23 protein-coding genes, 1 tRNA gene and 1 pseudogene are annotated in these 24,748 nt (G+C 62.5%); 7 read left to right on the forward strand and 18 right to left on the reverse strand.

Annotated elements, in window-relative coordinates; genetic code table 11:
- The first annotated feature begins 153 nt into the window (after window positions 1-153).
- The 5 genes from G7045_RS08715 (at window position 154) to G7045_RS08725 (ending at window position 3,240) form a co-directional block, all read left to right on the forward strand.
- Window positions 154-642: a hypothetical protein gene (locus G7045_RS08715; protein ID WP_166159265.1), complete on the forward strand. Its 489-nt coding sequence runs from the start codon at window positions 154-156 to the stop codon at window positions 640-642.
- 102 nt (window positions 643-744) lie between these two features.
- Window positions 745-987: a DUF1010 domain-containing protein gene (locus G7045_RS14935; RefSeq protein ID WP_370521600.1), complete on the forward strand. Its 243-nt coding sequence runs from the start codon at window positions 745-747 to the stop codon at window positions 985-987.
- Complete coding sequence (locus G7045_RS14940) at window positions 971-1,036, forward strand: DUF1010 domain-containing protein (RefSeq protein WP_370521763.1); 66 nt, start codon at window positions 971-973, stop codon at window positions 1,034-1,036. The genes G7045_RS14935 and G7045_RS14940 overlap by 17 nt, the downstream gene beginning before the upstream one ends.
- Before the next feature lie 167 nt (window positions 1,037-1,203).
- Window positions 1,204-2,643, forward strand: a complete 1,440-nt coding sequence (locus G7045_RS08720; protein WP_166159266.1) for a hypothetical protein — start codon at window positions 1,204-1,206, stop codon at window positions 2,641-2,643.
- Window positions 2,644-2,706: 63 nt separating this feature from the next.
- Window positions 2,707-3,240, forward strand: a complete 534-nt coding sequence (locus G7045_RS08725; protein WP_166159267.1) for a hypothetical protein — start codon at window positions 2,707-2,709, stop codon at window positions 3,238-3,240.
- Between the two features lie 247 nt (window positions 3,241-3,487).
- Here G7045_RS08725 and G7045_RS08730 read toward each other — a convergent pair whose 3' ends face one another.
- The 15 genes and pseudogenes from G7045_RS08730 to G7045_RS08800 form a co-directional block, all read right to left on the reverse strand.
- Window positions 3,488-3,742 (reverse strand): ankyrin repeat domain-containing protein, encoded by a 255-nt coding sequence (locus tag G7045_RS08730; RefSeq protein ID WP_370521764.1) that lies wholly within the window; start codon window positions 3,740-3,742, stop codon window positions 3,488-3,490.
- A 246-nt stretch (window positions 3,743-3,988) separates the two neighbouring features.
- The gene (locus tag G7045_RS08735) at window positions 3,989-4,447 is read right to left on the reverse strand and encodes a hypothetical protein (protein WP_166159269.1); all 459 of its coding nucleotides are present in this window, start codon (window positions 4,445-4,447) and stop codon (window positions 3,989-3,991) included.
- Between the two features lie 14 nt (window positions 4,448-4,461).
- Window positions 4,462-5,355, reverse strand: a complete 894-nt coding sequence (locus G7045_RS08740; RefSeq protein ID WP_166159270.1) for an ankyrin repeat domain-containing protein — start codon at window positions 5,353-5,355, stop codon at window positions 4,462-4,464.
- Between the two features lie 365 nt (window positions 5,356-5,720).
- Window positions 5,721-7,094, reverse strand: coding sequence for an ankyrin repeat domain-containing protein (locus G7045_RS08745; protein WP_166159271.1), 1,374 nt, complete (start codon window positions 7,092-7,094; stop codon window positions 5,721-5,723).
- Between the two features lie 18 nt (window positions 7,095-7,112).
- Window positions 7,113-7,430 (reverse strand): hypothetical protein, encoded by a 318-nt coding sequence (locus G7045_RS08750; RefSeq protein ID WP_166159272.1) that lies wholly within the window; start codon window positions 7,428-7,430, stop codon window positions 7,113-7,115.
- A gap of 46 nt (window positions 7,431-7,476) precedes the next feature.
- Window positions 7,477-8,883, reverse strand: a complete 1,407-nt coding sequence (locus G7045_RS08755; protein WP_166159273.1) for a leucine-rich repeat domain-containing protein — start codon at window positions 8,881-8,883, stop codon at window positions 7,477-7,479.
- A gap of 52 nt (window positions 8,884-8,935) precedes the next feature.
- Window positions 8,936-10,297 (reverse strand): ankyrin repeat domain-containing protein, encoded by a 1,362-nt coding sequence (locus G7045_RS08760; protein ID WP_205737182.1) that lies wholly within the window; start codon window positions 10,295-10,297, stop codon window positions 8,936-8,938.
- 101 nt (window positions 10,298-10,398) lie between these two features.
- Complete coding sequence (locus tag G7045_RS08765; protein ID WP_166159275.1) at window positions 10,399-12,600, reverse strand: ATP-binding protein; 2,202 nt, start codon at window positions 12,598-12,600, stop codon at window positions 10,399-10,401.
- The gene (locus tag G7045_RS08770) at window positions 12,585-13,805 is read right to left on the reverse strand and encodes a hypothetical protein (RefSeq protein ID WP_166159276.1); all 1,221 of its coding nucleotides are present in this window, start codon (window positions 13,803-13,805) and stop codon (window positions 12,585-12,587) included. The genes G7045_RS08765 and G7045_RS08770 overlap by 16 nt, the downstream gene beginning before the upstream one ends.
- Before the next feature lie 154 nt (window positions 13,806-13,959).
- Window positions 13,960-14,379 carry a hypothetical protein gene (locus G7045_RS08775; protein WP_166159277.1) on the reverse strand — a complete coding sequence of 140 codons (420 nt, stop codon included), beginning with the start codon at window positions 14,377-14,379 and terminating at the stop codon, window positions 13,960-13,962.
- Window positions 14,380-14,396: 17 nt separating this feature from the next.
- A complete protein-coding gene (locus tag G7045_RS08780; RefSeq protein ID WP_166159278.1) occupies window positions 14,397-15,257 on the reverse strand; it encodes a hypothetical protein in 861 nt (286 codons plus the stop codon).
- Window positions 15,258-15,387: 130 nt separating this feature from the next.
- Window positions 15,388-16,479, reverse strand: a pseudogene (locus G7045_RS08785) (IS630 family transposase).
- Window positions 16,480-16,802: 323 nt separating this feature from the next.
- Window positions 16,803-16,879, reverse strand: a tRNA-Val gene (locus tag G7045_RS08790).
- Between the two features lie 69 nt (window positions 16,880-16,948).
- Entirely contained in the window at window positions 16,949-19,186 is a 2,238-nt protein-coding gene (locus tag G7045_RS08795; RefSeq protein ID WP_166159279.1) for a bifunctional (p)ppGpp synthetase/guanosine-3',5'-bis(diphosphate) 3'-pyrophosphohydrolase, read from the reverse strand.
- The gene (locus G7045_RS08800; protein ID WP_166159280.1) at window positions 19,183-20,103 is read right to left on the reverse strand and encodes an alpha/beta fold hydrolase; all 921 of its coding nucleotides are present in this window, start codon (window positions 20,101-20,103) and stop codon (window positions 19,183-19,185) included. The genes G7045_RS08795 and G7045_RS08800 overlap by 4 nt, the downstream gene beginning before the upstream one ends.
- 67 nt (window positions 20,104-20,170) lie before the next feature.
- On the opposite strand from G7045_RS08800, the gene G7045_RS08805 reads away from it, so the two are divergent.
- A complete protein-coding gene (locus G7045_RS08805; protein ID WP_166159281.1) occupies window positions 20,171-20,953 on the forward strand; it encodes a 3-hydroxybutyrate dehydrogenase in 783 nt (260 codons plus the stop codon).
- Window positions 20,954-21,028: 75 nt separating this feature from the next.
- Here the strand turns inward: G7045_RS08805 and G7045_RS08810 are convergent, their stop codons facing one another.
- Window positions 21,029-21,742, reverse strand: coding sequence for an SIMPL domain-containing protein (locus G7045_RS08810; RefSeq protein ID WP_166160410.1), 714 nt, complete (start codon window positions 21,740-21,742; stop codon window positions 21,029-21,031).
- Between the two features lie 158 nt (window positions 21,743-21,900).
- Between G7045_RS08810 and ompR the strand changes: the two genes are divergently transcribed.
- Entirely contained in the window at window positions 21,901-22,635 is a 735-nt protein-coding gene (gene ompR, locus G7045_RS08815) for a two-component system response regulator OmpR (RefSeq protein WP_166159282.1), read from the forward strand.
- 12 nt (window positions 22,636-22,647) lie between these two features.
- On the opposite strand, the gene G7045_RS08820 is transcribed toward ompR, so the two are convergent.
- On the reverse strand, window positions 22,648-23,949 hold the full coding sequence (locus G7045_RS08820; RefSeq protein WP_166159283.1) for a mechanosensitive ion channel family protein: 1,302 nt from the start codon (window positions 23,947-23,949) through the stop codon (window positions 22,648-22,650).
- Window positions 23,946-24,737 carry an enoyl-CoA hydratase gene (locus G7045_RS08825; RefSeq protein WP_166159284.1) on the reverse strand — a complete coding sequence of 264 codons (792 nt, stop codon included), beginning with the start codon at window positions 24,735-24,737 and terminating at the stop codon, window positions 23,946-23,948. Before G7045_RS08825 ends, G7045_RS08820 begins: the two co-directional genes overlap by 4 nt.
- Window positions 24,738-24,748: the final 11 nt, after the last annotated feature.

Below are 24,748 nucleotides of genomic sequence, written 5' to 3' on the forward strand. Positions count from 1 at the left end.
ACTGCTTTTGCGGACGATGCAGCCGTGTCGTTCCTCGTCTAATTCTAGTATACAGATAAGGAAATCAGCATGAGTTACGACAGTGCCGTTTTGATCCATATTGAAAAAAAAGAAAATGTAACCAAGAACAGGTTCTTGCATTTTTCGAAATAGATGAGCAAAAATGGTCTTTTAAATTTTCTAGGAAATCTTCCTGCTGGAGATCCAGCGCCGACAATAGAGTACCTTTTCATCAATGAAGAAACTGGAGAGGGAAAGGCACTATCAGCCACCGCAAATAACATTGAAACCATAGATAAATTCATAAGCTCAAGAAAAATTGAATTTATATCCTTGAGTATTAAGGGCGGAAACAAAGAGTTCGAAATAGAGATCGATAGCCTTCTAGCTGAACTAGATAAGAACGCTGCTTCATATTTGGCAAAATCATGGAAGTTTGGATATGGATTCGGAAGTGTAGTTGACCTTGTAGGGGGATGCTTCATGGGACATTGTTTTTATATCAACACTAGCGATTACGTTCCCGATGATGAAGTGCTCGACGAAGTATTTTCGAAAGGCCCTGTAATTATAAAAATCAGAGCAGCTATTGAACAAACATTTAATAGCAAGACAAACATTATGGGCTGTCTCACGGGCTAATTATAACAGCTGACTCAAATCGTTCGGCGCTTCGGTGCATTCTCTGGAGAAAGCTAAAACTCGCCCCTTAACAAAACGTTGTTTCGAGCAAATACCGCTTTATTGAATCCATACATTATTCATCGGCATTTCACTTCTCAATCGGTTATCTGTTGGTTTTGGGGTTTCTCGCGGGCTCTGCCTTGGGGTGTTGCACCAGATCAAGCTTATTTCGCCTCTAGCGCTTGTGCAGTGTGCGCTGTCAGCTATTATTTTGCGAATATTGAACCGGTTCTGTGGCGCAACGCTTTTTCGCAGTGTGGGCACGTCGTCGAGCTGGGGTTTCCGTTTGGATTTTGGGTCTAACTGTGCAGTCAAGCCGATCCGCCTTCGGCGGGTGGCTTATATTCCATAGCTTCCAAAAAACCGTGATAGCTGAAGCCTTCATTTTTCAGGCATTGGCTAGTAGCGCCAGGTAAAATCAAATGCTCCGGCGCTGACAACCACCAAGTCCGAACAGGACTGATTAATTAACACACCTCTAAATTCAGAAAATTTTGAGGCGATATTAGGAGAAATTCGATGATATTTCCAGGGTTGAGGTATTTGGGTTCTTTTGAGGCAAACGACAGTTTGGTTTTTACCTATGTTGATGTTCCTGGCATCGTCCGTAGTGGTGCCCTTTCCATACCCGAACCGGGGTTCGTTAAAGAATACGAGATATTAAAAGATGGCGCCAGTGTGCAGGTGGATTGGCACGATGAGAACCATGACGGCGGTCGCTGTAAGGTCAGCTTCGGCGGGCGGGTAAAGACCTTTGACCGCTGCTTGCCCGAGCATTTCGGCAATGGCTGGCTCGTCGCCCGATATACCTCGGGTGAACATGCGCACAGCTTTTTTGCATATAACTATTTGAATGAAAATATAATTCAATTTCTGGAGAATGCTCGACGGGTTTGTGTTAGAGATGGATTTTTCTTTGTTGAGGGCTGCGATAGCTGGAATGTTCATGATGAATCTGGATCAATCGTGGCTTCACTTGACGCATCCGATGCCTCGTGTTCCCTGGAGCGGCCCTATTATCATGTGATTGATAACCTGGTTTTTATGGGCGGCGGAGGCTTGGGCGATAATAAAATCCTCCATGTATTTTCCCCCGAGGAGGGGCGGTTGTTGAAATCCGTGACCTGGTCCAACCACATCAACAGCTTGACTAAAGCTGGCGAAGATTATTATTTTATCGATCACCAGCACCTTTATCGCCTGAACCCGGCAGCGCCCGAAAACAGCAAGGCGCTCGCCACACTCCCGGCCCCGTCCGGTGTATCTGCATGGCGGGGTTATGAGCAGCTGTGGTGGGATGGTCACTGTCTCTACGTGGCATCCTTCCGGGGTAACTTCATTCAGGCCTATGACTTGGACGGAAATCCACTGCCCTCGCCCAGCATACCCAAAGGCTGGCAAGTGTTTTTGTACGGCGATTCGGGGGTGAGCTTCATGGCGAACTTCAATATTGTCTGCTTGCATGAAGAGGGCACCTTCGCAACCGGCCCGGGCGGCATCCTGACGTGGAAGGCGGGGCAGTTCGCCGACCCCGGTGTAATGGAGATCGAACACATCCAAGGCTGGAGTTTTGAACCTATAGCCGGAAAAAAGAACAAGTATGGCTATCGCGTCAGGGCAAGCGATCCCAGTGGCGAACACTTGGTCCGGCATGCGGGACACCATTTGTTGGCTCTGGTGGATCGTGTAGCGCCTGGCACTATCAATGGCGCCCGCATCGGTGAAAAGGACTTCAATGGGGTGCTCGAACTCATTTTGATCACACCGCAGCGGGATTTTCTAGAAGCATCCCATGTGCAATACCTGATCGATTTGTTCGGACAGATGTGCCGCATGCCCATAAATTATCGGTCCAGCAACAATCGCGACCGACTATCTTTGAAAATTTTCTGGCAAAACGTCAACGATGGAGAGGCAACGGAGCTGATTTATGACAGCACGGCCATGCCGAGCATCTAGATTTTCAGTGCAAAACTAGGCAGACGTTGCGACAACTGATTGTGACTTGAACAAGGAGCGGGTATGGGCGCCACCGAGGACATGCTGGAGCGAATTCGCTCGTTGGCATTGAAGCATGGGCTAACTTTGGATCAAAGCGAATTCGACTTGGCGCTGGCGAAGCGGCGGAGTAATTTTCCAATGCTACTTGCGGATCTCTTCCCGCAGTGCGCGGTAGGCCATCTATTGGAGCAGGGGAAAGCCCCGCAGAATTATTATCCAGAGCTATTTTTTGGCTATGTGGCCACGACCCAAGGCGAGTTTGAGCCGCAAGAGCTGGATTTCGACTCGGACGATGGGTGGGCAAGTATGCTTATTCGTTTTGAATTTCTGGGTGCCGATCGTGAAATTCGGGTGGCAAATGTTGATGACTCGGATTGGTTCACGCCGAGTTTTGTTGCGGCATTGAATCAGTTCGCATGCGAACATCTCAACGGACGCTGGGTGGATTTTTATGATGACTGCGATTGGTGTACCAGCCTTTATGTGCCTGTGGCTGCGATGGCAGAGTTCGTGGCATTACGTTCGACTCTCGAAGATTCCCGACGAAAACCATAAGACGCAGCAAAGTGGCGCCCGCGGAACGAAAACCCGTCGGTGGGAGCCGAGGCGCTCTGTGCGCTGGTGATTGTGCAGCGGCCTTGAATCACAGGCAGCAAATCACTTTAGATTTGATAGCTGTTGGCGCTTATCCATCAAGCGTTATCGGCCATTTTTACCAAGAAAATCGGCGATACGTCGGCGCGAGGCATTTGCTCGCATTGCCCGACAGTGGCGACCCCCGGAGGCCCTCCCGGCTGGCAGGTCACGCAGACAACAGCTTCTGAGCCGTCTTGTTGCGCTTGGCTACCGCGAGTTGCAGCGGCGTGCGGCCTTGCTTATCGCAATGGGAGCGGTCTGCAACGGCCTGCAGCAGCAAGGGAATGCAGTCGGTCGCCTTGCTCTCCAAGGCCACGTGCAAGGCGTTGCCTCCGTGGTGCACGATCCGGTTCGGATTGGCACCGTGCGCCAACAGCAGCGCCACCTTGGCCGGAGACTTTGCATCAATGGCAGACGACAGCGGTTGCGCTGCGCATGCGTGGTGTTGGTGGTGATCAGCACGCTGTAGCCGTCGGCCGGGGCCTGGGCCAAAGCCGACGCGGCGATCACGCCGCTGGGATGTACACGATTAGGGCCAATTGCTGTCTTTGGTAAATGCCCATATTGGAAGCTCGTGCGGAGGCTGACCAAAACTTTCCGCACTGGAAGGGCGGTGATCAATGCGCTTGACCAGGGCTATTCCAGTCTCTTCGGCCAGAGCAGGACTCTACTCGTCGAGGTATTCGACTTCAGGGTACTCACTCACCATGATCCGCCCGTCTTTGTCGACATAGTAGCGCTCACCGGTGAAATGGGTTTCGCCCTCCTCATCGATGATTGGCTCGGCCTCGTCCGTGACTAGCACAGCCTCGACATTGTGGCAGCCGACCGTGTGCAACAGGCTGACCAAGCCCGGCGCCAAAGCGATACCTTCGCTACCGGTGTCCAGGGTCACACAAATAGAAGATACGCCGTACTCAGCGTCAACGACGCGAGGCTGCAAGGTGGACGCCTCAAATACGCACTCTTGTAACAGACGCTGCCAGCGCGGTCCGTCCACCTCGGCAAAACGTTGCCACCAGCGTTGCAGTTGCGCGTCCCAGGCTGTGCGGTCTGCCTTGCGTGGCAGCCTCGCAACCCAGAACGAATCCTCACTGGTAAAGCTTAGGACAATACGGCACTCCATACCACACACTCCTCTCAGGCCGGCTTATCGCTGGACAACGGTGGTATCTCACCAGCCTGGCGCATTTCTGCCGATGTTTTTGCGCCATGCGCCCTAAGGAGTTCAATCACTCGGGGGTAATTGCCATAGACGAAGTTTCTCTTGTTTGCCTGTGAACTCAGCGCCTCATCCAGGATAGAGTCGTTTTGGTGATAGCGGTCCATGACATTGGGCTTGGCTCCGGCCTTGAGCAAGGCTTCCACGGCGAGATCCGACCCTTTGTCCGCCGCCACGCGTAGCGGCGTCATCGATTTATGGGTGCGGTGTTTTGGGGCATCAACCTTTTTCGACAACGCCACCAAGGGCGCTACATAACGGTTGTTGCCTTCAGCGATATGGCGCAACAAGGTTCCACCGGTACTCATCGGCTGATCCACATTGGGTTTGTGCGCCATCAAGGCGGCAAAAAATTCATCGGATCTCTCGCCTACCACGCTGTCCTCAAGCCGGCACAGTGTGTCGCGCATTACGTATTCTTTTAAGTACGCCAGAGACGCCAGTGCGTTATAGCCCGTCTCTGTGGAATTGGCCGAGCTGCCATGCTCCAACAGGAACATCATCGCCTCATGATGCCCCGGTTCCCAGTAATTGAGCAGACTGAACACCGAGAGGTCACCCTCCGGGGCTTCCGGCAACAGGCTGCGCAAGTTAAGCCAAGGCGGCATGCCCTGTTCCAGAAGGTAGGCCAGCAATAGAAGATTGTTGGCGTATCGGGCCACGACTAACGGATACGCATTTATCGACCATGGCTCGGTCAGATCGAGCCCCTCCTGTATCAGGGCGTGCATCTGGGCCCTATCATCAGCCTCGCAGGCGTCGCTAAACGCTTGGTGCTTGGCGTTGCGCCGCATCACGATTTTTGTAGCCAAGGAAACGCTCCCGTTACTGCTGTTGCGGTGCTCAACTAGCGCCAATGTTGCTCGCGAACCATGCGAATATGACTTCTCGCGCAAGCCAGCGAATCGATGTGCCCGGCGTAAGCCGTCACGACAACGGTTGAATTTTGACGCTCGACACGTTCGATGTTGATTTCTTGCCCAAGCCCGTCAGTTACTCCCGGTGCCAGAGCGGCGAGAATTGCCGCCAGCTCCTGACCATGGGCCTCGGCTGCGGTGCTCAGGGTATAGAGAAAGGTCTGTGCGCTGGACTCATCGCCAAACTGCGCACGTACGGTATTGCTGTCTCGGACATATATTTGCTTGCCTCCTTGCGTTCTTGGACCGCCTTCGGGGGCTTACTGAGAAGAGATCTTGGTTGGTGAAGTGCAGCCATTCGCACCAACGACAGCAAGCTGCAATGCAGACAAAAGTTTCTGAGCCGTCTTGTTGCGCTTGGCCACCGCCAGTTGCAGCGGCGTGCGGCCCTGCCTATCGCAATGGGAGCGGTCTGCACCGGCCTGCAGCAGCAAGGGAATGCAGTCGGTCGCCTTGCTCTCCAAGGCCACGTGCAAGGCGTTGCCTCCGTGGTACACGATCCGGTTCGGATTGGCACCGTGCGCCAACAGCAGCGCCACCTTGGCCGGAGACTTTGCATCAATGGCAGACGACAGCGGGTTGCGCTGCGCATCGGCCGGTGGCTCTGCCGGCAGTCCCAAAGCCAGCAGCATTTCCAACATCTCCACGGGCTGATCCAGGACGCTGGAGACGAAATGCCCCAGGCAGCGGTTCGCTGCATCCAGCCAGCGCGCGTCCCGCAGCGGAAAGGCGTCTGGCGGGCTGCGCAGCACCAGGTCACGCAACATGGCCACATTCATGCCTTCCTGTTGCGTGATGGACTCTGCCAGCAGTTCGCAGATAGAGAATTTATCGACGCACATCAGGGCGTGGTCCCCAGACTGCCACAGGCCGCCCAGGGCATGGTGGTTGCCATGCTGCACCGCTCTGACCAGCAACATTTGGCGGTGGGCGTCATCAGGCGGTGCCTGCACCAGCAGCGCATCGAATTGCGCATGGTCGTGGTACGAAATCGCACTCAGTTGCTGCTGCGGCAGGTCGTATTCCAGCGCGTAGCGGGGCCAGATCACCTGCCCGCCATGGGCGAGAAGAATGTCGCGCACGGCCTGGTGCGGGCTATCTTTGGCCAGAGGGGAGTTGCCCTGGCAAGTCAAAGCATTCACCTGTGCGCCCCGCTCCAGCAACCATTGCGCGGCCTGCACTGCCAGCGCTACCGGCTTGCACAGGTAGTAAGAAGAATGCGCCAGCTGGTGCAAGGCGGTGTATCCCCCGTCATCGGCCGCATTCACGTCCACACCCGCCTCCAGCAGCGCCTGCATCAAAGGAATGTCGAACGCCCGGGCCGCGCAGTGCAGCGGAAACACCGGCAAGGTGTAGCTGGGCATGCGGGTGACCAGCGCCACCGGGTCAGGGCGCGCCCCAGCCTTCAACAGGGCGATGACGGCCTCGGTGGGCAGCACGCCGCTGGCTTTGCCGGCCTGAGGCGTCAGCAGGTGCACTATCAGCGGCCGGTGGTACAGCACCGTGTTGGGGTCGAGCCCGTGGTGATGCACCAGATCCAGCACGTCGCCATACCGCTCCTTCGACAGCAACTGGTGCACTTCCTCCAGCGGATCCAACTTGCGCACTGCCGCTTCGAACTGCTTGCGTGTCACCGGCTTGGGGCCGTTGAATCACAGGCCGTCCGGCTTGCCACCGTTGTGCCACTCGCAACTGAACAGCTGTGCGCCCCGCTCCATCAGGTCGGGTGGCCAGTTGTCGGCGGCCACCAGGTTCCACGGCCCGAGGATGGCCAGCTCGGCACACAACTGCGCCGCGCTTGCGAACTCGAACGATGCGCCCGCATCGTCACCCAGGCCCAGCATGGCGCTCAGCACGCGGGCATGCTCCTGCAGCGGCTTCTGGGCGATCGCCTGCGCCTCGGCAGCCCAGGCGGCAGCCTGCGCGCGCGATGCGAAATACACGGTGTAATGAAGAAGGGTTTCAGACACGGGCGCTCACTCGATTCAAGTTGGACATAACGCGCACGATCCCGCTTCAGCTCTTCTTCTTGCCCAGCTTCTTCATGGCGGCCTCGTAGGCCTCCGCCACATCGGGCCGGATTTCGGTAGACACATCGAAGCGGCTGGCTAGCACGGCGGCATCGGCCTTGCCGCCCAGTTGCCCGATGGCTTTGAAGATTTTCTTCATGAAGGCCGCATCGCCACCGAGGATGTGTTTTTCAAACCGCAGCAGGTCGATGATGGGTTCCACCAGCAACGGCGATTGCACTTTGCCCACCACATCGAGCAGGCGCTTGTAGTGGGACAAATGAATCTCGGAAAAATCGCCGCGCAGGTTGAAGAAGGCCAGGAACAGATCGGTCAATACGGGCAAGGGCGCATCCACCAGGATGCGGACGATGGTCGCGTGCTCTTGCTTCAGTTTGCCCGCGTAGAAGGGTTCATACGCTGGGTGAAAGGCCAGTTTGGCGTGAAAGCTCTCGGTCAGTGGAGTTACCAAGCGCTCGCCGAACCCACTCAGCACGTTCGCCAGCAGCAAGGACTCGTCCCAATAGTGCGGACGCAGGCCGTGCTTGACCATGGCATCGAACGCGCCGGGGGCCGGGTGTGCCAGCGCCCCGCGCACCATCTCTTCATCGAAGTGCCCATGCACGAAATGAGAGAACGCATCGCCCAGGATGTCCAGGTTGGTGATGGCGTAGAGCTGCGGCCAGTCTTTCGCCTCCATTACCCGCGCGATGCGCGAGGCTTCGATGCTCTCCGGGGGGGGCTCATAGGGCTCCTCGGGTAACTCCAATTGCAAGGCAGTCCGCTCGGCGCTCAGTTCGTTGCTGACATGCAGGCGTTGGTAGCGCTGCCCCGCCAGAGGCGCCAGCGTGGTCAGCGGGTTGTCATTGATCCACATCGTCTCCAGCGCCGCGCAGTCAGCCAACGGAGCAAGGTCGGTGATCCGATTGCCGTCCACATGCAAGCACTTAAGGGTGGGGTAGCTGGCAACGAACGACAAGTCCGTGATGCGGTTGTGCGACAGGTACAGGCTCTCCAGCCTGGGCAAGTCGAGCCCCGCCGGGAAATGGGTGAACTTGTTGTTCCACACGAACAGCGTCTCTACATTCAGCCCGTTGAGCGCCTCGAAGTCCTTGAAGTCGCAGTACGCAATGGTCAGTGACCGCAGGTGGGGCAATGCCTGGAGCGCCTGAAGGTTGGTGAATGTCATGCGCTCCAGCGTCAAATGCCGCAGCCCGGTGATGTGCGCGAGGCGCGACAGATCCACCGGTTGAGCCGTGCGGTTGCTGCGCAGGTCGATCTCCAGAATGTCCTCGCAGTCGGCAATCTGGTCCAGATCGGCGTCGGTGAACTTCTCCAGGTGCAGGCCGTCGGCGTGGTTCAGCACGCGGATGGGGCTAAAGATGCGGTCGGTCCATTTCGGTTTGGAGGTCATGGGTCAGGCGGTCAGGGGATGGGTTGGGTGGTGGATCAACGCTCACAGGTGGTCAAGCCGGGGTGTTGAAGTAGCGTGCGCACAGCTGCCCGATGGCGTCGCACAGCACGTCGGTAGTGGGCGGTGCGCCAGGTGCCATGGGCAAATCGATGGCCTCGCGCAGCACCCAGTCATCGCCCTCCACCTGCGAGAACCGGATGCGCATGACCGACCAATCGAAGACATGGACTCCCATTTCCACCGCGCCGCTGCGGCTGAGATACGACTTGGTGCGAGACAACCGCAGGCTGCGAAAGTAGTCGTCGTACTCCAGATAAAACATGCTGGGCGGCACGCGCGGGTCCGTGCCCGAAGCCAGTTGCGCGATCACTTCCTTAAGACAGGTGCGCAGCCACTCTGGGTATTGGTCGGGCTGCCAGTCGGTGGGGCCGTCGATCAGCGCGGGGGCGCGCTCCCAGGTGGCGCGCTGGGCGGTACCGTCGGCGGCCTTGGGCTTGGCGGGCTTTTTGGGTAGCACCGAGGTGGCCAACGCCGCCACGCGGGCCTCGTATTCGGTGCCACGGAACAGGCGCACATCGGCAGCCACGAGCTTGCCTTGGGCAGCAAGCGCCTCGGCCAGCACGGCGGCCACATCAAGGTTGCCAGCGCTGACGGCCAGGCGCAGCGGTGTGCGCCCGCGCGCATTGGCGGCAGCAGGGTCCAGGCCCCAGTCCAGCAACTGGCGCGTGGTGGCTACGGGGTCACCCATGCGCTGCCAGGTGGTCGAAAAACCGGCGCGGCTTTGTGCCAGGCCGTCCACATCGCCTGCTGCGTACATCAACGCATTCGATCCGTCGGGGTTGCTGGCCTGCGCATTGGCGCCCCGCGCTACCAGCAACTGGAGCAAAGGCACGCTGCCCATGTGGGCCGCCATGAGCAGCGGCGAGTACATGTTGCGGTGGTCCAGCGCCTCGATGTCGGCACCGGCCTGCAGCAGCATGTCCACGGCCTGGTACACCGTCTCGGCATGGCCTGGGGGCGCATCGCCGCGAAACGGCATGTCAAAAATCTCGCCCCGCATTTCGCGCAAGCCCAGGGCCATGCAGAGTGCGGGGTCCTTGGTCTGGCGCGGGTCGCCGCCCGCTGCCAGCACCAGCGCCAGCTTCTCCAGGGCGCGCTCCTGGAAATAGGTGGCGAACTGCCGGCAGCACACGGCCAGCGGCGTGGAGTTGCGGTTCTTGCGCTTGTTGGGGTCGGCCCCGTGCTCCAGCATCAGGCGCAGCAGCGCGAGTTGCGCATCCATGCGCCGGGCGGCACAGGCTTCGTCCGGACCGTCGGAGTACACCCAGTGGGCCTCACAGACCCATTGCGCGGCCGCATCGTGGGACACGCTGATGCGGTCTGGGGGCACACCGGAGCGGACCAGGCGTGCCATTTCGGCAATGAGGGCTTCGAACCCGATGTCGGGGGCTAGTGTGACGGAAGTAGAAGAGGTGACCATGGAGAAGGAACGTCAGAAAAAAAGTTGCAACAAAGTCAAGCCCTGCCCAGCACCGCCAGCTCCTGGTGCAGCAACAGCTCCACCTCGGCTGGCTCGAACTGGTCTTGCAGCAACGGGATGGCAAAGCGGTATTCGGCGTCCTGCTTGCGCAGCACATAGGCCAGTTGCAGGCGCGCCAGCGACTGGCGCAGCGCCTGCGCGTCGGCTGTGATGCCGTGGCTGTGCAGCAGTTGGGCCAGGGCCACCAGGCTGGTCTGCCCGGCCTGGGCTGTGTGGTAGACCACGATGCGGTCGAGGCGGCAGGCGGCGTCGTCGTGGCTCAGGCGCCCCCAGCCCGCCAGGGCATCCTGCACCGCTTGCGAGGCCAGGGCCTGGGTGAGGTGGCGGGCTTCGATGACGCGTTCGCCGGGCGCCAGCGCTTCCAGGCACTCCTGGCACAGGATGGCGACGAGGTTGGCGCGCTGGCCGCTGGCGTCGATGAGGCGGTCCACCAGGCGCTCGTTGTCAAAGCCCAGGCGCAGCCTGCGCAGCGGCTCGGTGGCCAGCTCGCGGCAGGCGGCGCGCTCCAGGCCGCCAATCGCCAGCACTTCGCCAAAGTTGCGCAGGGGGCTCTGGTAGTCGAGCACAGCCGTGGCATACAAATCCCAAAAACCCGCCAGCATGAACCAGCAGCGGCCCTCTTCACTCAGCGCGCGCAGCGTGGACAACTGCACGTAGCCGTTGTTCGACTCGTCGCGAAAGAACAGGTCGGCCTCGTCGATCAGCAGCACCAGGCGCTTGCCCTGGTACTGCGCCTGCAGGTGGTCCACGATGGCTTCGAGCGGCGTGTCGGCCGCCAGGCCAAACTGCAGCGCCATGCGCGGCGCCAACCGGTGGTCGCGCAGCGAGACGTAGTGGCACACGGTATGCGGGTGGCCCTGCATGCGCCGCTGCACGGCCTTGAGCAGGCTGCTTTTGCCCAGTTGCCGCCCGCCCACCACCAGGTAGTTGGCGGGCTCGCGGTTGATGACGCGGGCCAGCAACTGTGCGCGGCCAAAGAAGGCGCCTTCGCGTGTGACGCCGCCCCGCGTCTGGTAGGGCGAGATGCGGGTGATGCGCAACTGCGCGGCCAGCAGGCGCAGCAGCACCTGCAGCGCTTCGCCGCCGATCAGCCATTCGGTCTGGCTGGCGCTGTCCACCATCACATGCAGGTTGGCGCGGTCGTCAGCGTGGGCGCGCAGCAGGGGCCAGGGGGTGTCTACGCTGTGCTCGCTCAGAATCAGCAACACGTCGCTGCCGGTCTGCGCGGTGCGCAGCTGGCGCAGCACGGTGGCTTCGTCGATGCCGGGGGTGGGCACAAACACCATGCAGCGGTCCAGCGACACCGGCAGGTCGGGCGGAAACTGCCACTCAAACACCTGGCCGGGCAGTGCCCAGTCGCTGCTGGGCTGGCAGCGGGCCGACACGCGCTCGGCCAGTGCGCGCGCCAGGGCCGGGGCGTGCTCGGCGCCGGTGGCCTGGGCGCACAGCACGGCGCGGCGCCAGTCCACCATACGGATGTCGGCGGCCAGCAAGGTGGGCTCCAGCCGCCGCAGCCAGCGCAGCAACCGGTCGATTTGCGGCAGGCGCGCCAGGGGCGTGCGGCGCAGGCGCGCGGGGCGCAGCTGGCCCGCGCCAATCATGGGGTGGCGCGCCACCCACACCACGGCGCCCACGGCAAAAATCACGCCGCACCACAGGATGAGCGAGCGCAGCCAGCCGAATGGGTCGGCATCAGGCGCGGGCCTGGCGGGCTCGAAGTCGTCGGTAGCGCCTTCCAGGCAGTTGATGGGCAGGTAGCCGGGCGGAATCGGCGGGTTGCCGGGGCGGCAGGTCCAGATGTGGGTGCCGGGCTTGAGCTCTACCACCACCTGGGTGCCGGCCAGCTTGCCCAGCTCGGGGTGGTGGGCAATGTCGGCCTGCAGCACGTTGGGGCGTGGGGAGGTGACGCGCAGTTGCGGGTTGGCAATGGGCGGCGCGTATTTTTGGATGTCCTTGGGCCAGTCGTCCAGCTCGTTGCGCGCCTGGACCATGGCAATGCGCCACTGCACCAGCTCACCCCACACCGGGCCGACATTGACCGACGCCAGAAACGAGCCGCGCGTGACCGGGTTGAGCTGGGGCGTGAAGAGCGCACTGGCCACAAACAGCGTGACCACCGCAATCACCACCGCGCGCACCACGGCCTTGGACAGCAGGGGCTTCAGTCGCTCAAACATGATTCCAACACCATGAGGCCCGCATCCCGAATAGTGGGGCAGCGCCAGTGCAGCCGCGCTGTGTCGCCCGTGCCGCGCACATGGATGAGGTTGCCCCAGAACAGGCTGCGCAGTTCGTCGTCTTGCAGATAGGGCCGCGCACGGCCCAGCTCGTCGGCCTGCAGCAGTTGCTGCAAACGCGTGCGCGTGGCAGGCGCCTGGGCCAGCGGCAAAAAGGTTTGCCACAGGCGCGGGCTGCTGGCCAGGTGCGTGCGCAGCGCGCTGGATGATGCATAACCCTCGCCCACACCCTGGTCTACCAGCCACTGCAGCCCTTCTTCAAACAACGCGGGGTGGCCGCCGCTGAGTGCTTGCAGTGCCGAGATCACGGGCTCGGTCCAGCGGTGCTCGGGCCAGCGGTGGCGGGCCAGTTGCAAAAGGTCGTCCAGCGACGGGTCGGGCCAGTGGTTGACCTGCGCGATGTTGAGCAGCGACAGGTCGCCACTGCGGTATTTGAGGTCGGCCAGCGCCTCGCCGCCGCACAGCAGCAGGTGCAGGCGGCCGCTGTGCATCTCGCTCAGGCTGCGCAGGATGCCGGCCAGGGTTTCGCGCAGCGCGGGCGTGCCTTGCTCGAAGCGGCTGACCAGGCAGAACAGGCGCTCGCCCGCCAGTAGGCGGCGCTCCAGCGCAGATTCAAACTCGTAGTCCGACGCCACCTCGCCCAGGCCACACTGGCGGCCGATGGCGGCAAAGTAGTCGGCCTGCGCGGTGCTCACGCTGTAGGGCGGCTGGATGTGCAGCACCGCGCCCTCGCCGTATTGCGCGCGAGCGCGCTGCAGCAACTCTTGCCGAAACGGTGGCTGCCCCCAATGGGCAGGCGACAGCAGCAGCGAGATGGGGTACGGCACGGCCTGCGCGAGCTGGGTGAACAAACGGTCCTGAAACGCCGCAAATGGCTGCGTGCCCACCGACTCGGCCTGCAGCGGAAACTCGGGCTCGAAGCCCGCGGCGCAGAGCAGGCGGTTGGCCTCGCTTTCTGTGAGGCGCAGGTAGCGCGTGCAGGCCACCACGCGGTCGCGCGAGCGAACGTTGGGGGCAGAGACGCCGTTGCGCCAGTTGTTCACCGCCTCGCGGCTCAGGCCGATTTCGGTGGCTACGCCCGAGGCACTGGCGCGGATGCGGCGCATATAGATCGACAGCAGGTCGGCAAAAGAATCGGTGGCCATGGGCGGTGGAGTGGGGGGGCGGTGCAAGGGTGCCAGCGCCCCGAGAGCGGTTCAGACAGAAAAATGGGGAGGTGGGCTGGCACGGATTGTCATCTGTGCCAGAGCCTCTGGCGGCCGAAAGGCTGGCAATGGGCTGCAGAAAGCCTGCGGCCTGCTACACCAGCCCTTGCACCATGGGCCACGCCTTGGTGCAACCCAGCCCGCAGGCCACGAGCACCGGGCTGTACAGCACCACAGCACCCAGCACAGACGCCCACCCGTCAGACGCTTCGGCTTCGGCGGGGGGAGCCTCGTCTTCGCTGGTGTCGCCCGTCAGTTCCTGCGCCAGCATCACCAGCACCATCACTAGCGATGCCGCCAGCACGGCCAGGTAGGCGTACTGCAGTGCCGTGCGCTCCAGCGGATAGAAGTAACCCGCCAGAACCACTGCGGGCAGCAGGTAGAACGCGTGCATCTGCAGCCGGTACCAGGGGATGCCTTCGTCCTCTGTCTCCAGCGCGCCCATCACCATCCGGTAGGTCAGCGCGCCCACCACAAAGATCAGCCCGCCCCACCATTCGATTGGCGTCAGCATGGTGCCTGCCTTCGGGTTCAATGGCTGGCCATGACGGTGACCGGGCCGCCGTCCTCGCCATCCGCATCGCTGTCGTCGTTGTCCCCCTTGAGGGCCTTGTACTCACTGAGCATGTAGTACAGCGGCAGCACCACCGCCAGCACCAGCCCCAGGCCCAGCCAGAGCCAGAAGCCCTTGAACAGCAGCACCGCGAGTACTGTAAAGACGAACGCCTGCAGCAACCCTTTGAGCCCGGCGCGCAGCAGCAGCACCGCAATCAGCCCCTGCACCGGCGAGGTGCCGCTTTTGCCCATCGCCTGGGCCAGGCCGACAAAGGCTTCCACGGCTTCCTGGGCCTCGCGCTTGCGCTGTGCCTCCTGCTTGCGCAGTTGGGTGACGGAGAGGGGCTTGACGGGGTCCTTGGAGCAGCCGTGGTCTGCGTCCTCATCGCCCTCGCTGGCATCGCCTGCTTCGTCGCGCCCGGCCTGGGGCTCCACCACGGGGAGCCACTGCGGATTTTTCTGGATGAACGCTTTGCGTGACACCCATTGCCCGGCGTCGAAATGCATGCGCTCGGTCTCGCCCACCTGGTCGTAGAACACCTCCAGCACGGCCGCCTGCAGGCCGTGGGCAAACAGGGTCTCCAGTGCGTGCAACGGCAGGTCGTCGCTCGTGCCGGTGTCAAAGCGCAGCGTCAGGTGGTCGGGCCTGGCAAACACCTCCTGGTTGAACCACTGTGCATCCCACAGCGCTTGCAGGTCGGAGGCGCCGAGCCTGTCGGCCCAGCGCTGGGCCTGTTCGGTATGGCCCGTCACCAGGTACTGGTAGACCAGTTGGCCCAGTTTGAGCTTGATGGGGTCTTGAAAGAAGAGGTGCAGGGTATGGGTGTTCTGGGACATGGCGCGGCGGGTGGTTGTTGGCGTGCAAAGGGGGTGTGCGTTGATGGACCCATTGTTCCGTGCAGGGCTGCGGCTGTCCCTCGCGACCTTGTCCATGGCGCACGGCACGGTCTTGACAAAATGTCCACCGCTAGTGTCCTGTCCCGCTGATACGTGAGCAAAGTCGATGCAACTTCTCAAGAATCGAATCTGCGGTGGCCGTCCATTTGAACGGCTGGCTGTTGGCGTTGTGGTGAGCGACGAACTGATCGATGCGCTGCACGAGCTGCTTGACGCTGGTGAACGATCCGCGCCGGATAGCCTTGTCGGTGATCAGTGCGAAGAAGCGCTCGACCTGATTCAGCCAGGAACTGTAGGTCGGAATGAAGTGCATGTGCCAGCGCGGCCGGGTGGCCAGCCAAGCCTTGATCTTCGGGTGACTGTGCGTGGCGTAGTTATCCACGATGCAATGGATGTCGAGCTCGGGCGGCACAGCAGTCTCGATCTCGCTCAGAAACGACAGGAACTCCTGATGCCGATGGCGCGGCTTGCAACTGGCCAGTACTGCGCCGTTGAGTACGTTCAACGCGGCAAACAGCGTTGTGGTGCCATGGCGCTTGTAGTCGTGAGTGACACCTTCGGCGTAGCCAAAGCCCATGGGCAGCATCGGCTGCGTGCGCTCCAGCGCCTGACATTGGCTTTTCTCGTCCACGCAGATGACCAAGGCGTTGTCCGGGGGACTCAGGTACAGACCCACCACGTCGCGCAACTTCTCCACGAAGAACGGATCATTGGACAGTTTGAAGCCCTCGGTGCGATGCGGCTGCAGGCCAAAGAGCTGGAAGTAGCGCTGCACGCTGGTCTTGGAGATGCCCGTCTATGCGGCCACGCCGCGCACGCTCCAGTGCGCCGAGCCGTTTACCGGCTTGGTGTGCAGCGTGGTGTTGATCAACTCCGCGATCCGCTCATCGTCGATGGTGCGTGGCGCGCCGGGGCGAATGTCATCGTACAGACGGGCGATGCGCCGCTCGATGAAACGCGAGCGCCACTTGCCCACGGTGGCATTGGTCAATTTCAGCCGCGCGGCGATCGCGTTGTTGGGCTCGCCCTCAGCGCTGCTAAGAACAATGCGCGCCCGGCTGCTCAATGCCGCTGGCAACGAGCGGCTGCGCGCAAACGACTGCAATTGCGATCGCTCGTCGTCACTCAGTACCAATTCAGATTTCGGTCTGCTTGTTCTCATCGCGGTATCTCCGTTCCAAAGATACCGCACTGGCACGCAAAACTAATGCCAGTTATTTGCAGGACGGGACACTAGCGCGGTGAAGGCGCTGGCGGTTTCCATTCCACGCCATACGGGGGTTGACAGAGTTGCATGTGCGGGTGGCTTTGCTCAATCGACTCACGCAACTTGGGTGCCCGACAACGGAGCCAGTGCCTGTCGTGGCATGGCTGCGTCTGGTTTATGCAACAAAGCCTTTCCGTACATTTTCCGTACGAACAAACAAAAATGCCCGCTTGTTAGCGGGCACTTCTGCTGCAAGCCCTGGTTTAGCTTGCAATATTTGGTAGGCGCGATTGGACTCGAACCAACGACCCCCACCATGTCAAGGTGGTGCTCTAACCAGCTGAGCTACGCGCCTGTAATCGTTTTCGAGAAGCTAGAAGTATAACAATAAAAAAACGCCTCCCAAGAAACTACAGCGATTTTTTCAACGTCGCCTTGCGGCGCGCACGCCCTGCACGCCAGCGACCATCGCCAGCACCTTGTTCAGGCGGCCGGAGTCGGAAACCTCGACGGTGAAGGTCATCCAGGCCGTGCCTTTGACGGACTGGGTCTGCACGCCGATGACGTTGGTTTTCTCGCGCGCAAAAACTTCTGAAATGTCGCGCAGCAGGCCCTGGCGATCGGCGGCCTCGACGGCCACGTCCACCGGATAGACGGTGCTGGCGACGGTGGTCTTGGGCTGGCCCCAGGCAACGTCGATCACGCGCTCGGCACTGCGCACCTGCATTTCGCGGAAGTTGCTGCAGTCGCGCCGGTGCACGCTCACACCCTTGCCACGGGTGACGAAGCCGGCAATCTCATCGGGCGGCGCCGGGCGGCAGCATTTGGCCAGCTGCGTCATGAGCGAATCGACGCCCACCACCAGCACCCCGCCCTTGGGGCTGCTGGCGTCCTGCGGACGCGGTTTTTTCAGCAGCAGCTGCTCCTCGGGGGCCGGCTCGGGCTCGCTCGGGCGCAGCAGGTTTTCGATGTTGCGCAGCGAAAACTCGTCCTTGCCCACCACTTCAAACAGCGCATCGGCGTTCTTGAAGCCCAGCTGCACCGCCAGGTCGTCGAGCTTGAGCGCCGTCTTGCCCTCGCGCTGCAGCAGTTTTTCCACCGCCTCGCGCCCACGCCCTATGGTTTCGTGCAGGGCCTGGGCGTTGAACCAGGCGCGCACCTTGGCGCGCGAGCGCGGGCTCACCAGGTAACCCAGTTCGGCATTGAGCCAGTCGCGCGAAGGCCGGCCTTCCTTGACGGTGGTGATCTCCACCGTCTGCCCGCTTTGCAGCGGCGTGTTCAACGACACCATGGCGCCATCGATGCGCGCACCCCGGCAGCGGTGGCCCAGGCTGGTGTGCACGGCGTAGGCAAAATCAACCGGGGTGGCGCCCTGCGGCAGCTCGATGACGGCAGCATCGGGTGTGAGCACGTAGATGCGATCGTCGAACAAGCCGCTGTGGCTGGAGTCGGCCATGTCGCGCCCCCAGGCCAGCAGCTGGCGCAGCACGGCGATCTTGGCGTCGTACTCGCCGCTGGCGGAGACGCCGGCATAGCCCTTGGTGCCCGCCTCTTTATAGGCCCAGTGCGCGGCCACGCCGTGCTCGGCGTGGTCGTGCATGGCCTGGGTGCGGATCTGGATTTCGGTGGCGCGGCCATCGCCGTCGCGCACCACGGTGTGCAGCGACTGGTAGCCGTTGGGTTTGGGTTTGGCGATGTAGTCGTCAAATTCTTCGGGGATGGACTCGAAGTGCTCGTGCACCCACGACAGCGTGGCGTAGCAGTCTTTGACCGAAGGCACGATGACGCGCAGCGCGCGAATATCAAACACCTGCTCGAATGGCAGCGACTTGCCGCGCATTTTCTTGACGATGCTGTAAATGTGCTTGGGCCGGCCAGAAACCGTCGCGCTGATCGAGCGCGCGCGCAGCTCGGCCTCCAGGCGGCTGCGCAGCTGCTCCATGTTGAGTTCGCGCTCAACGCGTTTTTCGTCGAGCAGGCGCGCGATCTGCTTGTAGGTATCGGGCTCCAGGAAGCGAAACGACAGGTCTTCGAGCTCCCACTTCATCTGCCAGATGCCCAGGCGGTTGGCCAGCGGCGCAAACACCTGCAGCGCCTCGCGCGCCAGGCTGGGCGAGACGGGGCGCTTGCTGGCGGCGTAGTAGCGCAACGTCTGCAGGCGCGAAGCCAGGCGCAACAGCACCACGCGCAAATCGCGCGAAAAACCCAACAGCATCTTGCGCACGTTCTCGGTCTGCAGCTGGGCATCATCGACGCGCTGGCCCGCATCTTCTGCCGCGCGCGCCTGCTGCTGCACGCGCATGAGCTTGGTGGTTTCGACCGCCAAGGTGGCAAAGTTCTGGCCAAACGCCTTGGCGATCACGTCCTCGGGCTTGTTCAGGTGCACGCAGGCGTGCACCAGGTAGCTCGCGGCCTGCATGGCTTCGGAGCCGCCGATGTCGCGCAAGATGGCCGCCACGGCGTCGGCGTGCTCCAGGGTGTTTTCCCCGGTTTCCATGACCTCGGCGGCCAGCAGCGGCTCGGCAAAAGCACGCGCACGGCCCAGGGCGTTGACCTGTTCGGGCAGCTGCTGCGCGGTGGCAGCGATCAAAGGCGAAATAGGGGCTGGCGTGGCCTCGCCCAGCACCAGGCTGGGGGGCGCGCTGGCAACGATGCTCTTCATGCAGCTTCCAACAAAAACGATTGCACGGCGGCCACCTGCTCGGCAGCCACCAGGGTCGGGGCGTGACCCACACCCGGAAATTCCAGCAGCCGCGCACGCGGGCCGCGCTCGCCCATGGACTGGGCCGTGGCAGGCGAGAGCAGGTCAGAGTCCTGCCCGCGCAGCAGCAGGGTGCGCGCCTGAATCTGGTCGTAGAGCTGCCACAGCAGCGCCTCGCCGGCCTGCGCCGCCTCGGGCGTCACGGCCTGAAACGGCTGCGCCAGCGCCGGGTCGTAATGCAGGCCCCAGCCACCACCGGGCAGCGCGCGCAGCATAGGGCGCGACAGCGCCAGCCAGGCCTCAGGCGTATGCGGGCCAAACGATTGCGAGATCGCCCACAGACCGGCAGCGGCCTGCTCGATGCTGTCAAAACGCGGCATTTTTCCCAGGTATTGGGCAATGCGCTGCAGCGCCGGCCAAGCCAGTGCCGGCCCCACATCATTGAGCACCAGGCGGCGCAGCGGTGCGGGCAGCGGCAAGCCACTCTGGCCCGCCAGCACCATGCCAATGAGCCCGCCCATGCTGGTACCCACCCAGTCGAGCTGGGCAATGGGCGCCTGCGCCTGCAGCTGCGCCAGCAGGGCCAGCATGTCGGCGGCGTACTGCGGTATCTGATAGCCCAAAGGCTCTGCGAGCCAATCGCTCTCGCCGCGCCCGACCACGTCGGGGCAGACGACGCGCGCGTGCGGCGCGAGGGCGCGCGCCAGGGTGTCGAAGTCGCGCCCCTGGCGCGTCAGGCCGTGCACGCAGACGATCACGTGCGGATGACCCATATCACCCCACTGCGAGTACGCCATGCGGTGCTGGCCTTCATGCCCCGGCTGGGGGGATTGCGCAGCGCCTGCGCACCATACGTGGTTCAACCTGGGTTCTGTCATGGGGCGGGTCTAGGGAACTGGCCCAATAATGGCCGGGTTCGATCCTAAATCATCCGGAGAGTTACTTATGCTGAAAGGTAAAACTGCCCTCATCACCGGCTCCACCAGCGGCATCGGCCTGGGCATTGCCAAGGCCCTGGCGCAGCAGGGCGCAAACGTGGTGCTCAACGGCTTTGGAGATGCCGATGCGCCCCAGGCCGAAGTGCTGGCCGCCGGTGCTGGTATCGGTGTGCAAGTGGCATACCACGGCGCCGACATGTCGCGCGCCCAGGAAATTGAAGACATGATGGCGTTTGCCGCTGCCCGCTTTGGCCGGGTAGATATCCTGGTGAATAACGCTGGTATTCAACACGTCGCGCCGGTAGAGGAGTTCCCCCCCGAGCGCTGGGACGCCATCATCGCCATCAACCTCAGCAGCGCCTTTCACACCACACGCCTGGCGCTGCCGGCCATGCGCGCGGCCAACTGGGGGCGCATCATCAACCTGGCCTCGGTGCACGGCCTGGTGGCCTCGGCACAAAAATCGGCCTACGTTGCCGCCAAGCACGGCATTCTGGGATTGACAAAAACCGTCGCCCTGGAAACCGCCACCACCGGCGTCACCTGCAACGCCATCTGCCCTGGCTGGGTGCTCACGCCGCTGGTGCAAAAGCAAGTCGATGCCAAGGCGGCGCAGCACGGACTGTCCAACGCCGACGCCACCCGGCTGCTGCTCGGAGAGAAGGAGCCGTCGCTGCAGTTCACCACGCCCGAGGAACTGGGCGCACTGGCGGTGTTCTTCTGCTCCGCTGCCGCCGCCAACGTGCGCGGCGCCACCTGGAACATGGACGGCGGCTGGGCGGCGCAGTAACCCCTCGCATTAAGCTATAAAAAAGATAGCTGCTTGCGCTTACCCCACAAGCGTTAGCAGCCATTTTCTTTCAAATCAGTGCATTTGCACGCTGCCCGAGACGCTGACCTCGACCTGGGCCTTTCCCGCCTCCACCGGCAGCGGCGCATCGTCCATCGGCGCGGCCTTGGCGGCCATGGCCCACATGCGCGGCTGGGGGCCGGGGCTGCTCTCGTGGCTGTTGACCTGCACCTCGCGCAGGCTGTAACCAGTAAAACCAAAGCTGCGCGAGAGCTCCTGCGCCTTGGCCTGAAAGCGCGCCACGGCCTGCGCCTGCACCTGGCTCTCGGCCTCGGTGCGGGCCTGGGGCGAGAGGGCAAAACCAATCTGGCGAATGACCATACCCGGCACCTGCGCTGCCGTGCCGGTGATGCGCCCAAAATCGCGCCCTTGCAGTAGCAACTCGGCACGGCCTTGCCAGCCGCTGATCTTGCCGTCCTTGCCGTAGCGCGGCGTGATGGCAAAAGCGCCGCTGCGCCACTCGAGCTGCCCCGGCTGTGCCTGGCGCCGCAGCAGGGCCTGGGCACCCTCCAAATCCTGGCGCAGCTGCGCCTGCACCGCGCCCGCGTCGCTGCCCTCGTGGGTGCTCGCCAAGGTCAGCTGCAGCCAGTCCTGCGCCACCTCGGTGCTGGCGCTTGCCGAGAACTGCAGCACCTGCTGGGGTACAGGCAGCGCAGAATTTTGAGAAAAAGCGGCCGTAGCGCCCGCCAATAAAGCGCCAGCAGCTACAAATTGAATAGCAAATCGCATCATTACATCCTTTCCTGAAACAAGCCCACCACGCTGCCACGGAGGAAAGTGGCGCCGGCGCAAAACATGTAACATTGGGTCAGGCTGCCCGAAAAAGGCAGAACTTCGCCGCCGGCTCTGGTCAGAATCGGTACTGTTACAAATCAGACGTTGCAAGTATGGCCACAGTTACCACTTCCCGCGCCGACAAAATTCTCGTCGTCGATGACGATGCGCGCATCCGCGACCTGCTGCGCCGCTACCTGACGCAAGAGGGTTTTGAGGTCATGATCGCCGAGGACGGCAAGGCCCTCAACCGCATCTTGCTGCGCGAGACGGTCGATTTGATCGTGCTCGACCTGATGATGCCGGGTGAAGACGGCCTGTCGATCTGCCGGCGCCTGCGCGCGGCCAGCGACCGCACGCCCATCATCATGCTCACCGCCAAGGGCGAGGACGTGGACCGCATCGTCGGCCTGGAGGTCGGCGCCGACGACTACCTGGGCAAGCCCTTCAACCCGCGCGAACTGCTCGCGCGCATCCACGCCGTGCTGCGCCGGCGCCCGCCGCAAGAGGCTCCGGGCGCACCCTCGGGCGAGAACGAGATCGTCACCTTTGGCCCCTTCAGCTTCGACATGGGCACGCGCACGCTGCAGAAAAATGGCGAAGAGCTGCCCCTGACCACGGGCGAGTTCGCCATGCTCAAGGCCCTGGTGCGCCACCCACGCCAGCCGCTGTCACGCGAAAAACTGGCGCTGCTCGCGCGCGGTCGCGAGTTCGAGCCCTTCGACCGCAGCCTGGACGTGCAGGTCTCGCGCCTGCGCAAACTCGTCGAGGTGGACGCCGCCGCACCGCGCTACATCCAGACGGTGTGGGGCGTGGGCTACGTCTTCGTACCCGACGGCACCAACTGACCCCAGGGATCGCTACTGCACTGCCGCCGCCGGCGCCTGCCCGGCGGGCCAGTGCAGCACGCGCTGCGGGTACGGAATATCAATGGCGTGCGCGCGCAAGGCCCGCAAAACTGCCAAATTGATGTCCGAGCGCAGGCCTAGCAGACCGTTGTGCGGGTCGTCGATCCAAAAGCCAACGGTAAATTCAAGCCCATCGGCGCCAAAGTTGGACAAAGCAGCACTCGGCGCCGGCTCGCGCAGCACGCGCGGGCAAGACAGGGCGGCCTCGGTCAGCAGGCGCATGACCAAATCCACATCGCTGTCGTAGCCCACGCTGATGACGGTGCTGTTCCACACCTTGGGGTCGGCCAGTGAAAAATTCTCCACCCGGCTGCCCACCACCATATCGTTGGGTACGATGGACTCGCGCCCGCTGCCGGCGCGGATCACGGTGTAGCGCCCGGTGATATCCGTGACGCGGCCCTCAAAGCCGTCGATGCGCACGTTGTCGCCAATGCGCACGCTGCGCTCGGCCAGAATGACGAAGCCGCTGACGTAGCTGGCAGCGAGCTTTTGCAGCCCCAGGCCCACGCCCACGCCCACCGCCCCGCCAAGCACCGAGAGCGTGGACAGGTCAATGCCCACCGACGAAGCCGCCACCAGCAGGCCGACGAACAGCAGCAGCGCTCGCAGGCCATTGGCCAGCGCCTTGCGCAGCGACAGGCTCGCGCCCGAAGCTTGGCGCAGCAGGCGGTTTTCCAGCACGGCCGACAGCCACAGCGTCACCAACAGCACCACCCCGGTGGTCACCAACCCTTCGAGCAAGGTGCGCAGCGACAGCGTACTGGCGCCCACTTTCCAGCGGATGTCGTCCAAGTCATTGAGCAGCACCGGCAGCAGCCCCGTGACCCACAGCGCCATCGCCACCCAGGCGAGCCAGGAGATGGTCTGCTCCAGCGGCGGCACCCAGTGCGCGCGCGGAAACGCCAGCTGCAGCACCTTGGCACCCACGCGCACCACCACCAGCGCAATGAGCACCGGAATGGCCAGGCGAAACGCCGTCGCCGGCAGCCACTGCAAGAGCAGCGCGCGCGCCAAGAAGGCGCTGCCCAGCAATGCCAGCGGAAAAAGCACACCGTCAATCGCCCGCCGGCCAAACAGCGTCGAGCGCGGGTCGTTGTGGTAGAACTTTTTGCGCAGCAATAGCACCACCAGCCAAGCCAGGCCGGCGCACACCAGCAGCGCGCCAATTTCAATCAGGATCGATGGGCGCGAAAAGTCGTACAGCCAGCGGCCCAAATCCTCAAACACCGGTGTCTTGGCGGGGCCGCTCATGCCTGCCTCCAAACCGGGGGACGTTTTTCGGCAAAGGCGCGCGCACCCTCCTGGGCAGCGGCATCCATCATGTTCACGGCCATGCTCTGGCCGGCGAGCTGGTAGGCCGCCGTCAAACCCAACTCCCGCTGCTGGTACACCAGGGCCTTGCCCATGGCCAGCGCCGCACGCGGCTTGGCGACGATGGCGTCGAGCAACTGCGCCAGCTCGGCGTCGAGCTGCTCGGGCGGTGCCACGCGGTTGACCAGGCCGTGCTGCAGCGCCTGCGCGGCGTCGATGAAGTCGCCGGTGAACAGCATCTCCAGCGCCGGCTTCAGGGGCATGGCGCGCACCAGTGGCACGCTGGGCGTGGCGCAAAACAGGCCGTAGTGGATGCCGCTGGTGGCAAAGCGCGCCTCGGTGCTGGCCACGGCCAGATCGCACTGTGCCACCAGCTGGCAGCCCGCCGCCGTCGCCAGGCCATGCACGCGGGCAATCACCGGCACCGGCAGCTGCACCAGCGCCAGCATGACGCGCGCGCACTGCGCAAACAGCTGCTGGTAGTAGGCCAGCTCGGGCTGCTGCGCCATTTCCTTGAGGTTGTGGCCGGCGCAAAACGCCTTGCCCTGCGCCGCCAGCACCACGGCGCGCGCCGCCGGGTCGCCCGCCACCTGGGCCAGCGCTGTTTGCAGCGCCGCCAGCATGGCCTCGCCCAGGGCGTTGAAGCGCGCCGGATCGTTCAGGGTAAGGGTATAGACGCCGCGCGCGTCGCGCGCCACGTCGAGCAGCGAAGAAGTGGGATCGGTCATAGCCGACCGAT

Source organism: Acidovorax sp. HDW3 (genome assembly GCF_011303755.1).
Lineage (GTDB): Bacteria > Pseudomonadota > Gammaproteobacteria > Burkholderiales > Burkholderiaceae_C > Paenacidovorax.